General features: G+C 41.2%; 17 protein-coding genes. 14 read left to right on the forward strand and 3 right to left on the reverse strand.

Going from position 1 to position 17,734, the window contains the following annotated elements:
- Positions 1 to 402: 402 nt before the first annotated feature.
- The 8 genes from apt (at position 403) to J3L16_RS09635 (ending at position 8,883) form a co-directional block, all read left to right on the forward strand.
- On the forward strand, positions 403 to 939 hold the full coding sequence (gene apt, locus J3L16_RS09600; protein WP_207612761.1) for an adenine phosphoribosyltransferase: 537 nt from the start codon (positions 403 to 405) through the stop codon (positions 937 to 939).
- 6 nt (positions 940 to 945) lie between these two features.
- Complete coding sequence (gene dnaX, locus J3L16_RS09605; protein ID WP_207612762.1) at positions 946 to 3,582, forward strand: DNA polymerase III subunit gamma/tau; 2,637 nt, start codon at positions 946 to 948, stop codon at positions 3,580 to 3,582.
- A 30-nt stretch (positions 3,583 to 3,612) separates the two neighbouring features.
- Positions 3,613 to 3,939: a YbaB/EbfC family nucleoid-associated protein gene (locus J3L16_RS09610; protein ID WP_207612763.1), complete on the forward strand. Its 327-nt coding sequence runs from the start codon at positions 3,613 to 3,615 to the stop codon at positions 3,937 to 3,939.
- A gap of 73 nt (positions 3,940 to 4,012) precedes the next feature.
- Complete coding sequence (gene recR, locus J3L16_RS09615) at positions 4,013 to 4,612, forward strand: recombination mediator RecR (protein WP_207612764.1); 600 nt, start codon at positions 4,013 to 4,015, stop codon at positions 4,610 to 4,612.
- A gap of 84 nt (positions 4,613 to 4,696) precedes the next feature.
- Positions 4,697 to 6,619: a molecular chaperone HtpG gene (gene htpG, locus J3L16_RS09620; RefSeq protein ID WP_207612765.1), complete on the forward strand. Its 1,923-nt coding sequence runs from the start codon at positions 4,697 to 4,699 to the stop codon at positions 6,617 to 6,619.
- Positions 6,620 to 6,777: 158 nt separating this feature from the next.
- Positions 6,778 to 7,293, forward strand: coding sequence for an acyloxyacyl hydrolase (locus J3L16_RS09625; RefSeq protein ID WP_207612766.1), 516 nt, complete (start codon positions 6,778 to 6,780; stop codon positions 7,291 to 7,293).
- A 55-nt stretch (positions 7,294 to 7,348) separates the two neighbouring features.
- Positions 7,349 to 7,690 carry a hypothetical protein gene (locus J3L16_RS09630; RefSeq protein ID WP_207612767.1) on the forward strand — a complete coding sequence of 114 codons (342 nt, stop codon included), beginning with the start codon at positions 7,349 to 7,351 and terminating at the stop codon, positions 7,688 to 7,690.
- A gap of 83 nt (positions 7,691 to 7,773) precedes the next feature.
- Positions 7,774 to 8,883 (forward strand): energy transducer TonB, encoded by a 1,110-nt coding sequence (locus tag J3L16_RS09635; RefSeq protein WP_207612768.1) that lies wholly within the window; start codon positions 7,774 to 7,776, stop codon positions 8,881 to 8,883.
- 99 nt (positions 8,884 to 8,982) lie between these two features.
- Here the strand turns inward: J3L16_RS09635 and J3L16_RS09640 are convergent, their stop codons facing one another.
- Positions 8,983 to 9,219: a tetratricopeptide repeat protein gene (locus J3L16_RS09640; RefSeq protein WP_207612769.1), complete on the reverse strand. Its 237-nt coding sequence runs from the start codon at positions 9,217 to 9,219 to the stop codon at positions 8,983 to 8,985.
- 78 nt (positions 9,220 to 9,297) lie between these two features.
- Positions 9,298 to 12,324: a hypothetical protein gene (locus tag J3L16_RS09645; RefSeq protein ID WP_207612770.1), complete on the reverse strand. Its 3,027-nt coding sequence runs from the start codon at positions 12,322 to 12,324 to the stop codon at positions 9,298 to 9,300.
- 163 nt (positions 12,325 to 12,487) lie between these two features.
- Between J3L16_RS09645 and J3L16_RS09650 the strand changes: the two genes are divergently transcribed.
- The 6 genes from J3L16_RS09650 to J3L16_RS09675 all read left to right on the forward strand — a co-directional run bounded on the left by J3L16_RS09650 (position 12,488) and on the right by J3L16_RS09675 (position 16,766).
- Entirely contained in the window at positions 12,488 to 13,048 is a 561-nt protein-coding gene (locus J3L16_RS09650) for an RNA polymerase sigma factor (RefSeq protein WP_207612771.1), read from the forward strand.
- A 9-nt stretch (positions 13,049 to 13,057) separates the two neighbouring features.
- Entirely contained in the window at positions 13,058 to 13,621 is a 564-nt protein-coding gene (locus tag J3L16_RS09655; RefSeq protein WP_207612772.1) for a hypothetical protein, read from the forward strand.
- Complete coding sequence (locus J3L16_RS09660) at positions 13,614 to 14,813, forward strand: S8 family serine peptidase (protein ID WP_207612773.1); 1,200 nt, start codon at positions 13,614 to 13,616, stop codon at positions 14,811 to 14,813. The genes J3L16_RS09655 and J3L16_RS09660 overlap by 8 nt, the downstream gene beginning before the upstream one ends.
- A gap of 52 nt (positions 14,814 to 14,865) precedes the next feature.
- Positions 14,866 to 15,510 carry a hypothetical protein gene (locus J3L16_RS09665; protein ID WP_207612774.1) on the forward strand — a complete coding sequence of 215 codons (645 nt, stop codon included), beginning with the start codon at positions 14,866 to 14,868 and terminating at the stop codon, positions 15,508 to 15,510.
- 87 nt (positions 15,511 to 15,597) lie between these two features.
- The gene (gene adk / locus J3L16_RS09670; protein WP_207612775.1) at positions 15,598 to 16,242 is read left to right on the forward strand and encodes an adenylate kinase; all 645 of its coding nucleotides are present in this window, start codon (positions 15,598 to 15,600) and stop codon (positions 16,240 to 16,242) included.
- A 332-nt stretch (positions 16,243 to 16,574) separates the two neighbouring features.
- Positions 16,575 to 16,766: a hypothetical protein gene (locus tag J3L16_RS09675; RefSeq protein WP_207612776.1), complete on the forward strand. Its 192-nt coding sequence runs from the start codon at positions 16,575 to 16,577 to the stop codon at positions 16,764 to 16,766.
- A 707-nt stretch (positions 16,767 to 17,473) separates the two neighbouring features.
- Here the strand turns inward: J3L16_RS09675 and J3L16_RS09680 are convergent.
- Positions 17,474 to 17,680 (reverse strand): hypothetical protein, encoded by a 207-nt coding sequence (locus J3L16_RS09680; RefSeq protein ID WP_207612777.1) that lies wholly within the window; start codon positions 17,678 to 17,680, stop codon positions 17,474 to 17,476.
- Positions 17,681 to 17,734: the final 54 nt, after the last annotated feature.

The raw sequence follows: 17,734 nt of genomic DNA on the forward strand, positions 1-17,734 counted from the left end.
ACGTTAGCGGCGATGGTAGTGTGGGGTTTCCCCATGTGAGAGTAGCACATCGCCAGACTTCTATTCAGCTCATTTGAGCTACGAGAAAGCCATCCTAAAGGGTGGCTTTTTTTATGCCTGAAATAAACTCCGATATCCAATGAGAGAGCAGAACAGTCTCCTGTGCTGTTCACCAAAACTCCTATTTGCCCTGAAAGGTAAGCTTAAACACCTCAGCTAACGCCGGGGCTTTTTGTTTGTATTGGAAAATAATCCTACCGTTGGGACAATGTTGACACTATTAATTTGTGTCGCTTTCCTTTACCATTCGCTGTCCTAAATTAGTAGAGTGCCCCTGTTAAGGGTAACCAAATAAGCCAACAGATCGCTTATTTGTATTTATAGATATAAAAGGGTTAATCGTTGAGAGCTGAATATATCAAGTCGGTCATTAAGTGTGTGCCGGACTATCCCAAACCAGGTGTAATGTTTCGGGATGTGACCAGTGTTTTGGAAGATCATAAAGCCTTTAGTGGTGCTATTGAGCTTTTATTGGAGCACTATGGCCCAATGGGGTTCGATAAAATAGCGGGAACTGAAGCACGAGGTTTTATCTTTGGTGCACCTTTGGCTATTCAAATGGGTGTAGGATTTATTCCCGTTCGTAAGCCCAGAAAATTGCCTAGAGAAGTGATAAGCGAAGATTATCAACTTGAATACGGTACTGATACATTAGAAATTCATAAAGATTCAGTGAGTGAAGGTAATAAAGTATTACTTATTGATGATTTACTTGCCACTGGTGGAACGATAACCGCTACGGCTAAATTAATTAGAAAACTCGGTGGTGTGGTTGAACATGCCGGATTTGTCATTGATTTACCAGACTTAGGTGGCGCAGATAAAATGAAATTGAACGGAATTACTCCGTTCTCTATTTGTGAATTCGAAGGCGATTAAATTCCTATGGGTTATCAAGTTCTAGCGAGAAAATGGCGGCCAAATAAATTTGCAGAGTTGGTAGGGCAGGAGCATGTGGTTACCGCAATTTCCCATGCGTTAGATAATGACCGCCTACACCATGCTTATTTATTTACCGGTACACGAGGTGTGGGTAAAACCACGATCGCTAGAATTTTCTCTAAGAGCTTAAACTGCGATCAAGGACAAAGTGCTGAACCTTGCGGTGTATGTGATACATGTGTATCCATAGAACAAGGTAACTTTGTCGATCTGCTGGAAATAGATGCGGCATCGAGAACAAAGGTAGAAGATACTCGAGAATTGCTCGACAATGTGCAATATAAACCTACTCGCGGTCGTTTTAAGGTTTATCTCATAGACGAAGTGCACATGCTGTCAAAGCACAGTTTTAATGCATTACTTAAAACCTTAGAAGAGCCACCGCCTCACGTTAAGTTTTTATTGGCTACGACGGATCCACAAAAGCTACCCATCACTATTTTATCTCGTTGTTTGCAATTCAATTTAAAAGCGCTTTCCCGTGAACAAATAGGGAAACAGCTTTCGTTTATTCTAGAGCAAGAATCTATTCCCTTTGAAGCGCCTGCACTATCGTTGTTATCTCGTGCAGCGCAAGGGAGCATGCGTGACGCATTAAGTTTAACCGATCAAGCCATAGCCCAAGGTGACAACAAGGTTATTCAAAGTGTTGTTACAGATATGCTTGGCTTAATGGACAAGCAACTTTTACTGAAGTTACTTAATGGTGTAATTGAAAAGCAAAAAGGTCAAATACTTGAGCTTGTAGATCAACTCGCCCAGCAAGCACCTGATTATAGCCAAGTACTATCTGAGCTAAGTAGCTTACTTCATCAAATTGCACTGACTCAGTGGGAACCAGAAGCCTGTAAATTAGAAACAACCAGTGCTCGTGCTATTTTTACTATGGCGAAACGCTTGCAGCCAGAACATGTTCAACTCTTATACAAACTGACCTTAGAGGGAATTAAAGAGCTTCCTTTATCCGTTGATGGAAGAACCTGTTTGGAAATGACCTTGTTAAGAATGACAAGTTTTGCTCCTAGGGTGCAAACATTAAGCGGAAATCAGGTACAAGAGATTATTGAGAATCCGCCAACGGCCACTGATTCCAGCGACAACCTACCGACTCCTGATACGAGCTCTACTGGGATCCATCACGGTTCTGAACAACAAAGAACTGAACAACACGGGAGTGAACAAAATGTAGCTGAATTACAAGCTTCAGAACATCAAGCGCTTGTTCAAGAAAACCCTGTTCAAGAAAGTGATGTTCAAACAAGCTCAGTTCAGGAAGACTCTGCTCAAGAAAGCGCAGATCAAACAAGCACAGCTCAAGTAAACACAGTTCAGCATAGTTTTGTTGAAGAAGCGTCAGCAGCTATTGAGGAAAATCTAGAAAAAAGCCCTGAGCAAACTCTAGAGCAACCCCCAGAGCAATTCACTGAACAATTCATTGAAAAGAGTTCAGCACCGGAAATACAAAGCGATGTTCATTTAGGACATTCAGTTCAAAGTGAGCCAGTTGAAGTCGCTCGCGATACACAGCCTATGATGGAACAACAAAGTCCTTCTGCTGTGGGTGACCACGCTATGAATGAGCATTTCGCAGCTGAAATTCCCATGGGGTTTGAAGATATAGATGGGGAGAATCATCACAGATTGGATATGGAGCAGGCTCAGCTAGAAGATGAGCGTAATGCGACTTTTTTCCCGCAACAAGACAATGAGTATCAAAACCATGAACACTCTCAAGTTAATGTGGATACTCAGCAATCTGACAGTTCAGCATTAGAAAAGACGCAAGCATTATTAGCGCTACGTGAATCTTTAAGTGCGGCAACAGAAGCCGCAAAAGCGTCTGCACAAGCGGAGAAAAAAAATAGCGTAAAAAAGCCTTTAGAGATTAGCCGGCCGTCAAGACCTGCCCAACCTGTTGAACCTTCGCCCAAATCTTCATCCGAGATTTCATTGGAAGTGCCTCCTGAGCCTGTGAAGGAATTGTCTCCGCCTTGGGAAACTAACGATAGCCAAATTGAAGAAACAGTCAGCGTTAACGAGAATTTTGATTCCGCGCCTATAACACCTGTTGATGAATTACCAGATTTTGACGATGCGCCATACCCCAAAGAGCCTGACATCAAACCCAGTGATGTACCAGTAGGTATTGAGACCGGCGATACGTTGGCCGCTTTTTTAGATAATGGCGATAAGCTAGTTCACGCTAGCCAGATAAATGAGTGGAGTCACATTATCGAGCAAACCTCTTTATCTGGGCTGGATAAACAAATAGCATTAAATGGCACCTTTGAACGAGAAGGTAACCTTGTGAGGTTACTGGTGGATACGTCACAAGAACACTTGATTTCTGATTCATCCAAAGCGCACTTAGCTCAGGCATTACAGGCGGTATTAGGTGATCAGACTAAAACAGAAATTACGCTTGGTTCCCCTGAAGGCACACCGAGTCATATTCAAGAAAAGATTAGAAAGGTGCGTCATGCTCATGCCCATCATGTAGTAGAAACGGATCCTTGTATACAAAACTTAATTAGCGTTTTTGAAGCCAACATTGATGGTGAATCGATAAAAGCGCGGTAACACTTAAACGATTAAACAAAGAGGTAGATTATGTTTAAAGGTGGTATGGGTAATATCATGAAGCAAGCGCAGCAAATGCAAGAGCGCATGCAAAAAACACAAGAAGAATTAGCCAACATTGAAGTTACTGGCGAGTCTGGTGCGGGCATGGTGAAAGTGACGATGACATGTAACCACAATGTGCGTCGTGTCGATATTGACGATAGTCTAATGGACGACGACAAAGACATGCTTGAAGACCTTGTTGCTGCGGCAATGAACGACGCTGTACGTCGTGTTCAAGAAACCAGTAAAGAGAAAATGGGCGACGTAACAGGCGGAATGCCGCTTCCTCCTGGTTTTAAAATGCCGTTCTAGTCACGACGTGTAAAAATACGAATAGGCACCTCAATGTATTTTTTGGTGCCTTTTTATTAAATAGAAGAGTTTTATGCAATACAGTCCGTTACTTTCAGAACTTATCCAAGCCCTTACCTGCTTACCCGGTGTGGGTAAAAAGAGTGCTACCCGTATGGCATTTCAGCTGCTTGAAAGAAACAGAGACGGCGCTTTATCTCTTAGCCATGCGTTGCACAACGCAATGGAACATATTCATCACTGTGAACAATGTAGAACCTTCACGGAATCGAAACTCTGTGATATCTGCGCTCATCCAGCTCGTTCTGAAAGTGGTTTGTTGTGTGTTGTTGAATCGCCACAAGATATCAACGCAATAGAACAAACCGGATCATACAAAGGGTTGTACTTTGTACTCATGGGGCATTTATCTCCTATTGACGGTATAGGTCCTGATGACTTGGGGTTAAATATACTGGCTGATATGCTTACTAATAAAACTTTTACTGAAGTGATTTTAGCTACAAACCCAACGATTGAAGGTGAAGCAACCGCTCACTACATAGCGCAGCTCTGTGCTGAAAAAAACGTCACTGCATCCCGTATTGCTCACGGTGTACCAGTAGGTGGAGAGTTGGAATATATCGACGGCAATACGTTAACCCACGCCTTTGTTGGTAGAAAATCGTTATAAATCTGAAATTTTTCCTTGAAAACGTCTAGCTTGGCCTTACTTAACACTGCATAAAGATATTCACACAGCAGGAGTCACAGAGCCATGGCAGAAGCCGTTAAGACCGAAAAACACGGTTTTCAAACTGAAGTTAAACAACTTTTACAGCTAATGATTCATTCTTTGTATTCAAACAAAGAAATTTTCTTAAGAGAGTTAGTATCGAATGCGGCAGATGCTGCAGATAAACTTCGTTTCAATGCATTAGAAAACGACAGTTTATTTGAAAACGATGGCGACCTACACGTAAGAATTACCTCAGATTCAGAGGCTGGCACTATTACCATTACAGATAACGGTATTGGTATGAGCAAAGATGATGTGGTTGCAAACTTAGGTACCATTGCAAAATCAGGTACAAAAGATTTCTTTAGTAATTTGTCTGGGGATCAAGCGAAAGACTCTCAACTTATCGGTCAATTCGGCGTTGGTTTCTATTCTGCGTTTATTGTTGCCGACAAAGTGACGGTGAAAACACGTGCTGCCGGAGCACCAGCGAGCGAAGGTGTACTTTGGGTATCTGAAGGCGAAGGCGACTTCGAGCTAGGCGATATTGAAAGAGCTGAGCGCGGAACTGAAATTACCTTACACATTCGCGAAGACGAAAAAGAATTTATCGACAGTTGGAAACTACGTTCAATTATTGGTAAATACTCTGATCACATCAGTATTCCAGTAAGAATGTGGAAAGATGAAGTGCCAGAATCAGAAGGTCCAGACGGCGAAAAAGTCCCAGCTCAACCAGGTGAGTGGGAAGCAGTAAACAAAGCAACTGCATTGTGGACCCGTGACAAGTCTGAAATTTCAGACGAAGAATACAACGAATTCTATAAGCATATTTCTCACGACTTTACTGACCCGCTAAATTGGTCACACAATAAAGTTGAAGGGAAAAGCGAATATACCAGCTTGTTGTATATTCCAAGTAAAGCTCCGTTTGATATGTGGAACCGCGAACAAAGTCACGGTTTGAAACTGTATGTTCAACGCGTATTCATTATGGATGACGCAGAACAATTCATGCCCACTTACTTACGCTTTGTAAAAGGTTTGCTTGATTCTAGCGATTTACCTTTGAACGTGTCTCGTGAAATTTTACAAGACAACAAAATTACTCAGACTCTACGCCAAGGTTGTACTAAACGCGTATTGCAAATGCTTGAACGCATGGCAAAGAACGACGCAGAAAAATACCAGTCTTTCTATGCTGAGTTTGGTAACGTGTTAAAAGAAGGTCCAGCAGAAGATTTTGCAAACAAAGAAAAAATTGCAGGTCTATTGCGCTTCGCGTCAACCCATACTGATTCAGAAACTCCAACAGTTTCTTTGCAAGATTACATTGATCGCATGAAAGACGGTCAAGACAAAATCTATTATGTGACTGCTGACAGCTATCAAGCTGCTAAAAATAGCCCTCATTTAGAAATCTTCCGCAAGAAAGGTATCGAAGTTTTACTAATGGGTGAGCGCATTGATGAATGGTTAATGTCTCATCTTACTGAGTTCAGTGAAAAGCAATTGCAGTCTATTTCTCGTGCTGACGCCGATTTAGGTGATATGGACGATGAAGAGACCAAAAAAGCACAAGAAGATGCTGAGAAAGAAGTCGAAGGTTTAACAGAAAGAGTTAAAACAGCCCTAGGCGATAAAGTGGGTGAGGTTAAGTTTACCCATCGCTTGACTGATTCTCCGGCCGTGATCGTTGCTGACGATAACGGAATGACTACGCAAATGATGAAGCTAATGCAATCTGCTGGTCAGCCTGTACCAGAAGTGACATACCACTTCGAGCTTAACCCTGAACATCAACTGGTTAAACACTTAGCTGATGTACAAGATGAAACGGCTTTCACTCAGTGGTCTAAAGTCTTGTTCGATCAAGCTGCTTTGTCTGAACAAGGTAGTTTGAAAGACCCTGCTAGCTTTGTGAAAACATTGAATGGCTTATTGATGTCTTTAAGTAAATAAAATGATTAGTTTCAGTTAATTACTGAAAAAAATAATAAAGATAGAAAAGCGCGTTGTTTAACGCGCTTTTTTTATTTGTAGTAAACTAACCGCCAATAGGCCGCGCCTTAGGCCCCCAGGAAAGCTTTTCATACACGATGTAACCTAAGCGACACTTTATGCGACTTATTAATGTATTCGTTCTTATTAGTTCTATTTATTCTTTGTCTACTGGGCTACAAGCACAAGACAAGGGGTATAGCCTTAGTTATTTTGCTGGAAAAACCCCGTTTAATAATAACAATGTGAGTTTTGATGTTATTAAATTCGGCGTAGAAAAAGAATTACCTTATCTGATTTCAGGTATTAATGTTTCGTTAGGCAAGTACCAAGGCGTGTTTGAGTTTTCAGATACAAACTGGGTTGCTGTTGGGCCTTACTGGGATTTCTGGCAATCCGGAGTTGGCCGTTTTTCTTTCGAATTTGCCCCCACCTATATAGATAACGACTTTATAGCAGGGCATTTCGTTGCAGGGCGTTGGCATTTTACATCGACATTGGAATACACTTTTACACCCCAATTCTCCCAGCCATTTCAGTGGGGTATTCGATATCAGCATACATCAAATGGCGGAACCGGAAGCCCAAATCCTGGAATAGATGGAGTAGGGGCTTTTGTTGAGTTAAAGTGGTAAATCGAACTCTAGAATTTGTTTGCCAGTACTTGCTTAGCTACAAAGGTTATTAAAAATGAAAAAATCTATATCGCTATTATTGTTACTGCTTAGCGCTCAGTCATATGGCCAAGCAATACAACAAGGAAAAATTACCAAGTTATTCGTGAGCAATGATACAAGCGGGAAAGTGGATTCTCAACGGGTTATTGTTCGCCTAGAAAGTGATGTTGAAGGCGGTCTTTGCGAGAAAAAAGTATTCTGGCAAATGTTGCTAGCCACGCCTGCTGAACAAGCCCAATTTGATTTATTACTCGCGAGCTACATGAACGACAAGCCAGTGAAAATTTGGGGCAACAAAGACAAACAATGTGTACACAAAGGTGAACGTATCCGCAATGTGGAAATCGCGTTTTAATTCTCGTGTAGTTTGTCTTTTTTTACTTCTTTTGGTAACGTCAATTTTTTTCATATCCGTTTTATCTAAACTAAGGATTGTTTATGAAATCATCGCGCTATTTCTCTCTTTTTTGTGTATTTTTTTCCGCGCTATCAGCATCAGTATTTGCTCAAGAAGCCAAATTACCCTGTGACGAAATTGAAGAGGAAATTGTTCATACTACACCTAAAGATGAAGTGAAGTTAATTAGTGAGATAAAACCTGCAGAACCACTAAAGCGCCTCCCACCCAAATACCCTATATCGGCAGCAAGAGCTGGAGCTGAGGGGTGGGTCAGAATGAGTTACGTGATAGACACTGAAGGGAAAGTTAAAGATATAGTTATTGATGACTTCGCCGGTAGTGATTCGTTTAAACGAGCTGCCGTTAGAGCCGTAAACAAATGGGAGTTTTCTCCGGCATTAAAAGACGGTAAACCCACTGAAATTTGTCACAATTCAGTTCAGTTAGATTTTGCGATAGAAGGGCAACGTGGAGCTCGTAATAGCTTTATTCATAGTTATAAGAAAATTGATAGTCTTATTAAAGAAGAACAGCTTGATGAAGCTAGAGCTCAACTTACAAAATTACATGGAAAAAAAGATTTTAACCGATATGAAAATGCATGGTTGTGGAATTTAGAATTCGAACTTGCGTCTTTAACTGATGACGTAGATAGGCAAAAAGGGAGCCTTAGACGGATATTGTCAAGTGTTCAAAGCCACAATGGCGAAGACAGAATTTTCTCTGATGAATTTATCACCAGTCTTCGAGCTCAATTGTTTGTTTTGGAAGTGAAACACGGTGAGTATGCAAATGCACTTGATAGTGCTGAGAAGTTAAAACAATCTAAAGATGATGAAACGATTGCCTTTATTACGCCCATACTTGAAAAAATAGATACTCATTTAAAATCGAGTAGCACCTTGTCATTGGATGTGAAACTTAAAGGTGAAACCCATTTTCATAAGTTAGCTCGTCACCAATTTGCTTTTGCCAATGTTGAAGGTGAGTTAGATTCAGTAGAAGTACGTTGTGACGGGAAAAGAGAAAAGTATACCGTTGCTGAAGAGCATATTTGGAGCATTCCTGAAAGTTGGGGGCAGTGTACTGTGTTGATTAAAGGCGAAAAAAACACTAAGTTTAATTTGTTAGAAATGAATAACGCGTAAAAGTACCAAGATAAATTTCGAGCTTATTTTGATAAGCTCGAGTTTTATTATTCTTACGTATTAATCCACGGCTTGTTCTTGTTCATCAATATTTCACTTTTAGTCGTATGGCAATTCAGCTAGGGCTTGCCTCGCGTAGCTATGGTTGGGCTGGCGTACCAGAGCACTATTGAAGCACTGTTTTGCTTTTTCATATTGCTTTTTTTTCAGGTACTTGAGTCCTTTTTGATAATAAAATTCTGCGGGCCGTTCAATAAATAAAATGGCCAACAAAATGAGTAAACCAACGAGTAGCTTACTGAGCAAAGAGATAAAAAAAAGAGTGTTTTCAAGCATGGTCATTTTTCTCTCTAGAAAGATTTAAAAAAGCCCCGTAGAGCAACTTACGGGGCGTTATTCAAAGCAAGACTATGTTTATTGAGCTAGCCTAACTGTGAATCCACTGCTTCGACCTGTTGATACTGTCCAATTGTCGAATTGCACATTGGTAGATGAGATAGAGCCACTGCGCACTGCGCCGTTGTGAGTTAAGTCATAACCAAATGTATCGTCTGCTACGTCGAGGTTAAAAGGGTTGGCATCAGAGATGATAAAGCTTGAACCATTATCTGCATCGTCGACAATACCATCGGCGTTAGTGTCACCGTCAAGGAAGCCATTTAACGCGTTGACATCGGCAAGTAGGCCATTACTGATCCCGCGGATATTGTTTAAATACCAGCTTGCAGTAAAGTTGTTACCTCTTTCAGATAGCTCTCCAGTAAACACAACACCACCATTAGCGCCGTTGTAATAAACCAAGCCGTTTCCGTTTGAATTGTTAGCCGCTACCGTTCCTGCAGGGAAACCTGTGGCATCGTCACGAACAATACCAAAGTTACCATTTGCACCAGCTTCATTAGCACAATGTACGCCGTCTAAATAGTTTGGTCCTGGTACTGTGGTATCAATTGCCGAAAGGTCAGCGCCATCGTCAGCTTCAAAACAACCGTTTCTGAAGTTGGCAATGAGCACGTTAGCCATTCTTATTTGGTCAGTGTTGTCAGCAAACAAAATACCAAATTCATTGTCGCTATCACCGGCAACTAAACTTTGGTTATCACGACCCACTAAAGTGACATTGACGAATCGAGGGTTTGAATCGCCGTCAATGGTTTCTGATGCATATATACCTGAACGACCGGTAGAGCCATCTGTGTCGCGATTATGGATCACCATTAAGTCTTTAACTAATCCGTTGAAGTCGCGATACCAAACGCCGTCTCTCTGTGCGCCGGTAGCGAGTAACCATGACATTCTTGGATCGCCATTTAAGATATGGAACCCATCTCTTGCCGAGTTATGAGACTGTACAAAAGTCAGTTGCGTATTCCCATCAACACCATTTAATACAATATTGTCTTGGTATGTGACGGTCGCGCCATCTATAGTAATTGATGTAGAGGCGCCCGCTTCGGCTACCACAACGTAGTCTAGACTATTGGTACCTTGAGTACCGGTTAGTGACGTTAGCCCGTTAAAGCCGTGAAGGAACAATCCACCCCATTCGCCACTGCCACCAATACCCGCATCTTCTGATGTGAATCGAATAGGGCGAGACGCAGTACCTTGCGCATCAATAGACGAACCAGGATGAACCAGTAAGTAATCTATAGCGTCAACGTTGTCGCCAGCAATACGAGTACCTGCACTTATGGTTAACGTCGCGATGTTTGATGCGTCGCCAACACTTAAACCGCCTTCAAGTTGCCAATCAATACTACTGGTAAGCTCGCCATCAGAAATCATAGTGCCAGATACTTGGCATACATTGCGCCCGCCAACTCTATCTAATGCAACCACACTAGCGCCACCAATATCAGCTGGGCATTCAGAGGTACCTTGCAGAGCCGTATTTTGCTGTACAGCAAAACCATCAGATGAACCCGTTGCCACAGTCCAGTTGTCAAATTGTGACGCTGTATCAGGGTTGCCACTTCTTGATGCGCCGATGTGAGTAAGGTCGAACCCACCGGTGTCACTTGCCACATCTAAGTTGAATGGATTTGCATCAGACATAAAGAAAGCAGACCCATTATCCGCACCATCTACAACACCATCAGTATTTGTATCGCCATCTAGAAATGCATTTAACGAAGTAGAGTCAGCCGTTAGACCATTAGCAATACCGCCAATGTTATTTAAATACCAGCCAGCAGTGAATGCATCGGAACGATCTGCTATTTCACCTGTAAAAGTAACGCCTTGCGCGGCACCGTTGTAATAAACCAGTCCGTTTGCATTGATGCTGTTATTGGCAGCAATAGTCCCCTCAGGGAAACCAACCGCACTATCTGCAACAACACCAAAATTGACATTAGGACCTGCTTCATTTGAACAATGAACACCATCAATGTAATTAGGACCAGGTACGTTGGTATTAATTTCTGATAAATCAGCGCCATCATTGGCTAGGAAACAACCATTTCTAAAATTAGCAATAACGACGTTTGCTAAACGTATTTGATCGGTATTGTCAGCAAACAAAATTCCGAATTCTGTGTCGGAATCACTGGCGCTTTCGCTTGCGCCATCACGGCCTACTAAAGTCGCGTTAACAATTCTTGGGTTAGAATCACCAGTTTCAGTTTCTGACGCGTAAATACCTGAACGGCCAGATTCAGGGCTGTGAATAACCATTAGGTCTTTAATTAAGCCGCTAAAGTCTCGATACCATACGCCGTCTCTGGTAGCCCCTGTAGACAACAACCACGACATACGAGGGTCGCCATTTAGGATATGGAAACCATCTCTGGCCGAGTTATGAGATTGTACAAAGGTTAGGGTCGTTGACGCATCAACACCATTGATTACTATGTTGTCTTGATAGTTAACTGTTGCGCCATCTATGGTTACCTCTACGGCTGCACCCGCCTCACCAACAACAACGTAATCTAGGAGGTTTTCACCTTGCGCTCCCGTTAATGACGTTAAACCGTTGAAGCCTCTTAAAAATAAGCCACCCCATTCGCCGCTACCATCAACATTGTCATCATCAGACAAAAAGTGGATAGGCTGCGCGCTAGTACCATTAGCTTGAAGCGCTGAGCCAGGCCAAACCAATACATGGTCAGTGCCATTTCCGCGAATTTGTGTATCGGCGTCAATCGATAAAATTGAGGTTTGAGCGTCGTTACCTACTTGTAAGCGGTCATTCAAAAACCATGTGATATCTGCAGTTAAGGTGGCATTTTCAGTTAGTACGCCGGAAATTTGGCATTGACCATCGCCTAAATCTTCTGGGGTGATGTTTCCGACTTCAGGGCATGCATTGGCTTCTGGTGCTGGGTCAACCACAACATCCGGTTCTGTAGGTGTATTGTTGTCACTGCCGCCACAGGCAGACAGTACAGCGATAGCAAAGCAGGATAAAGCGAAACGTTTTGTTAATCTATAAGACATAGTTTGTTCTCCGACACAGTTAATTAGGTATTCGAAGAACTAAGAGGAAGTGAGTAAAAGCGAAGGTTCATTTAAATTAAATTTTATTTTTAAAAAAGTTTTTGAACCTCAAATAGCTCTGATAGCCTCTTAGTATACAAATCGAGTCAGTGAGCTTATAAATTTGAATGTAACGGCAAAAGATGATGCTGCATCTCGCAGAGAGTTAATTTGGTTAGAACAAATTGCTCAATCACAAGATAAGCGTGCCATGCAATCGCTTTATGAAGCGTATCGGTCGCGGATTATTCCATTCTTGTTAAGAATGACAAAAGACCAAGGCATGATAGAAGAAATTTATAACGATGTCATGATGACGGTATGGAAGAAAGCAGCGCAATTTAAAGGTGATGCGAAAGTGTCTAGTTGGATTTTCTCTATTGCGTATAGAGCGTGTTTAAAACTGTTGAAAAAGCAAAAAGTAAGGCAGGTTTTGTTTGAGACGTTTTCTAAAAATATTCATGAAGAAAATGAATTAGAAGAACATCAAAGTGATCACAGTGAACTGGAAGCAGCGATGAAAAGCTTACCAGCTAAACAACGTTTGGTGATTGAGTTAAGTTATTTTCAGGGCCATTCGATAGAAGAAATAAGTAGCATAGCGAATTGCCCCGTGAATACAGTGAAAACGCGGTTACACCACGCGCGTAATAAAATTCGCGAAGAAATGAATCAGATAGTATAAGGTTGCAAGATGAAAAATTATGAATATGAAAGTCAAATTATTGATTATCTTAACGGTCATTTAGACGCGCAATCTAAACGTGAATTTGAACATGCTTTGCAAGAAAATTCTGAACTAAAAGCCATGCTTTATTTGGCGCAGCAGCATCAAGAATCAATAAGAGAGCAGAGCCAAAACGATGTGACTGAATCAGTGGTTTCACCTTCTTTCGCTAAGTTTAGCGAAAAGTTGGATCCTCAGAAAAACAGTGCAAGTCATTGGATGAAGTTAGCGGCAGTACCATTCGCATTTGCGTTTGTTGCTGTTGTTTCTTTTACTATGAAACCCGTTGCTGTGAATGAGTTTGAAACCCTCACAAGTGAATTTGAACAGTATAATGTGGCAGCGTTAAGGGTTATTGTTGTTTCCAATGACAGTGTTGAAGGTATTGTGAAAGACTATAATATTCAATTACTCAATCATTATCCGAATGCAAAGGCAATGGATATTACTGGAAGTGGTTCCTTGTTATCTTTGCAAGAAAAATTAGACCAAGATAATCGCATTATTATGGTGAAGGCATTAAATGAGTAATTTACGGCTTACGAAACTGTGCAAATTCTGCTTCATTGTGGTTATTTCAATGGTAGGGCAAAGTTGTGCGACGTCTTCGAAGGTTAAACAAAACAGCGTTGCCTTAGAAAGTTTGAATCATCCAATGTTAGTGGTAATAGACGACCCGCGAAGCGAACGAGACCGTCGAGGGTTAGGTGGCGTATTGTACGGTTCTGCGGGGAGTTATGAAGATGCACCTGTATTAGCGCGAGTCACCAATGAAATCGCTTCTGATTATCAACTCATTGTGGCGTCTCAATGGCCTTTAAAAAGCTTAGGTGTCCACTGTTTTGTCATTGAAATGCCAACGGCTGATGTATTGTCAAAACTAGAGCAAGATGAGCGTATTAAATGGGTACAACCCTTTAATGAATATCAGCTGCAGGGGAGTGCTGTTGACGATCATCAATCGTCTGTAGAAAAATCTAATGGGTTCCCAGTATTACCTCATAAAGGCAAAGGTGTGAATATCTTGGTTATTGATACTGGCGCAGATATCAATCATCCTGCGTTATCAAGCACCAATTTGCGCTACAAGAATTTTGTTAGAAATAAAGGCAATGGTCACGATGAAAGCCACGGAACTGCGGTAACAGGGCTTATTGCGGCAATGCCCTACAATGATAACTCGGTTGTAAAAGGGTTTGCGCCAGAAGCGGACATTCATCATTTCAGAGGGTGTTGGCAAGACGATAAAGGCAAGGGCAAATGCAATACATTAACGCTGGCATTAGCCCTTGATGAAGCAGTGTCTTTAGAACCTGATCTCATTAATTTAAGTTTAACTGGACCCGCAGATCCTATCTTGGATGAAATTCTCAATAAGTTAATTGCTAAAGGGACTTTGGTCATTTCTGCATACGATGAAAGCCGATCGCAAACCGCTCGTTTTCCCAAAGCACAAAAAGGCGTTGTTTTTGCGTTTGGCATTGATCCTGCGAAAAATAAGGTTTTACCTCAAGATTCAATTTTTGCCCCAGCTCATGCGTTATCTTTAGCGCCACAAGGTCAGTACGATGTATTTGTTGGTCATTCTATTGCGACTCCGCAACTTACGGCTATGGCTGCGTGCGTTAAATCGGCCGATCCGAAACTCTCTCATTTAGATATGGTAAATCATATGAAACAGTGGTTTACTGGTCCACCTGTTGAGGAAGCGACTATCCTGTAAAGGCTGAACACTGAAACACCTGCTACTACTCTCATGTTTATTAACGATAACTGTGTTTGCAAAATACGCAGCTGCTAATGAACACCTATCTGTTTATGCAAGGCTTTCGTCGGACTGGATTTATCACGGTCTGAGTGAAACTGGCGAAAACCCTAGTCTCGGAATAAATGCGGAATATCGGCTTTCATCCTCATGGGTATCAGGCATAGCTTTTCGCGATGCAAAAAACGACGGTTTAAGACAAAGACACCGAAATGTCGATGGGTATTTAGGCTGGGAACATCCGATCAATGAAGATTGGTTTACTGGCATTTATATTAAAAGGCGCAGTTTTGTTGGTGCCGCTCGAGAGTGGGATTTTAATGAACTTACCGTCCAATCATCCCATTCATCAGGTTTTGGATTTGGATTTGATGTGTCAGATGATTATTACGCAACTGACAGCCGCTCCATTGCCCTAGAAGCGTCTTACTCTCGCCCAATTTCATCTCAAAGTTTCTGGCGTGCTACCTTGGGACACTTTGATTTAAACAATCAATTCGATTACCAGTACGCAAATATAAAAGCAGGATATCAGTATAAACTGATATCCATTGAATTAGGCTATCATTGGGTAAGTGAATCGATTTCATTTTCAGATGTTGGCCCCATAGAGTCACCAAAATTTGTGTTAGAACTGACTTGTCAGTGCTTTTAATCATTTTTATTGCCCCCATAGCTTGCTAGCTGGTGGTCTAATGTGTAAAGTTCGACAATTTGATAATTAGGACGGAGAACAGTCTGTATGCGTATCATTCTTCTTGGCGCGCCAGGCGCTGGAAAAGGCACCCAAGCGCAATTTTTAATGAAGCAATTCGGTATCCCTCAAATTTCTACGGGCGATATGCTTCGTTCGGCGATAAAAGCCGGAACAGAAATGGGACTTGCAGCTAAAAAAGTAATGGATGCAGGAAATCTGGTCTCTGATGATATTATTATCGGTTTGGTAAAAGAGCGTATTGCGCAAGACGATTGCGAAAACGGTTTTCTACTGGATGGTTTCCCTCGCACTATTCCTCAAGCGGATGCAATGAAAGAAGCCAGTGTTGCGGTAGATCACGTTATTGAATTTGACGTAGCTGATGAAATTATTGTTGAACGCATCGGTGGACGTCGTGTTCACCCAGCCTCTGGTCGAGTTTATCACGTTGTTTACAACCCACCGAAAGCGGAAGGGAAAGACGACGAAACTGGCGAAGATCTTGTATTCAGAGACGACGATAAAGAAGACACAGTACGTTCTCGTCTAGGTGTATACCACGAACAAACAGAGCCCCTTGTTGCTTACTACCAAAAAGAAGCAACGAATGGCGCATGTCAATATCACAAACTTGACGGTACTCAAGCCGTTGAAACTGTGAGCGCACAATTAAAGAGCTTATTAGTTTAAGTATACTGATTACTTAAAGCTTTAAAAATGAAATGCCGTTTACTGAATATAAACGGCATTTTTCGTTTTAGGGCTTTTCTAGCAATTTATCAACAGAACAACACCTTGGCCTTAGATAAAGGTTTTTGCGTTATGCTTTTGGTCGATAGCGAAGTAGGAATGCTTTAAAGAAAACTGGCAAGCCGCACAATTAATAGGTTTGGATTTTGACGTGATAGAAATATTATGACATTAAACGTAAGGGTTTAAATAAGGCAACTAATCTGGATTATGAGTTTTGACAAGGCTTCATTAGATCAGGTTGTGACGAGTTTGTATGTTAGGAGTTTTAAATGAATAGCCCTTTAGCTATAGTTTTATTGTCGCTCGCAATCATTTGTGTTTTTGTTGCAATAGGAAATTTTTCCGAGTTCTGGAAAAAAGGATGGTTTTCCAGAGAGCTTGATGTTAAATCTCTGGTATTAACATTTATTAGTGCTTTTGTATTTTTATCCATTTTTTTCTATATGGAAGAAAATACTTAATCTTTAAAGATCAAAGTAAGTTTTGCTAATTCTGCAAAACAAGTTGATGAAAAATGAATGTTTGGATCATTGTGGCTCATCTGCGCTAAGCAATGCTCGAGGTAGTCGAACACATTAAGGTCATTGGCTTTTGCTCTTTCTGAAAAAACTCATATTGGACACCCACGTTAACCGTTCTTTAGATCACTTTTTATTTCTGCTAGCTAGTTCAAAATCAGGTTATTGGTAGTTTGTCACAGAGAGTAAAGGGAATTATGCCCAGACTAAGGAAAAGACTGAAGTAGTCATGCCTCAGTCAACCAAGGAGACTATATCTATGATTTTTCGAACAAGAATAAAGCTAACTGTTAAGCGCTTATTCTGTTTGCTCGCGTCGTTAATTCTGGCGCTTGGGATTCTCAAATTACTGCCATTTTCTTTTGAGAATGAAAGCGGACTAATGCTCATTTTTATTTGCATAATAGCAACATGGTTCGGCTATTTATATGCTAAAGAAAAAGTCAAAGGAAAAAGTTAATTCTGCTCCGACCAAGGAAATGCCTGATATCTGCTTAAGGCATAATGTATCATCAGCATTGTTCTACCGATTTTTTATATTTATCATTACTTGAAGGGCATGAACGTTAAAGTTTGATTTTGAGATTGTTTGCTGCACTTTAGTGACCATAGCCACAAAACAGCAGTCATTGTTATGTCAAATAAAGTGACTATATCAAATAGCCATCAACATGATTGTACATGTTAATTAAGAATAGTATGACTCTTACCGAGTGTACGCCTTTTAATTCATCACTAGGTTTAGCTGGTTTTGACAAAGCATTGAACAAGGCAATATGCTCTGTCTTTTGAAACTGAGCTTGCTCGACAACTTCTCTAGCCATTTCGAACACCAGTTTAATGGTGAAATTTTTCATGCCAGCACCACAAGAAATACTGCTTGAGCTAGTTTCGGTACAAACTTTTATGAG

It is taken from the genome of Alteromonas sp. 5E99-2 (assembly GCF_017368475.1).
Classification (GTDB): Bacteria; Pseudomonadota; Gammaproteobacteria; order Enterobacterales; family Alteromonadaceae; genus Alteromonas_F.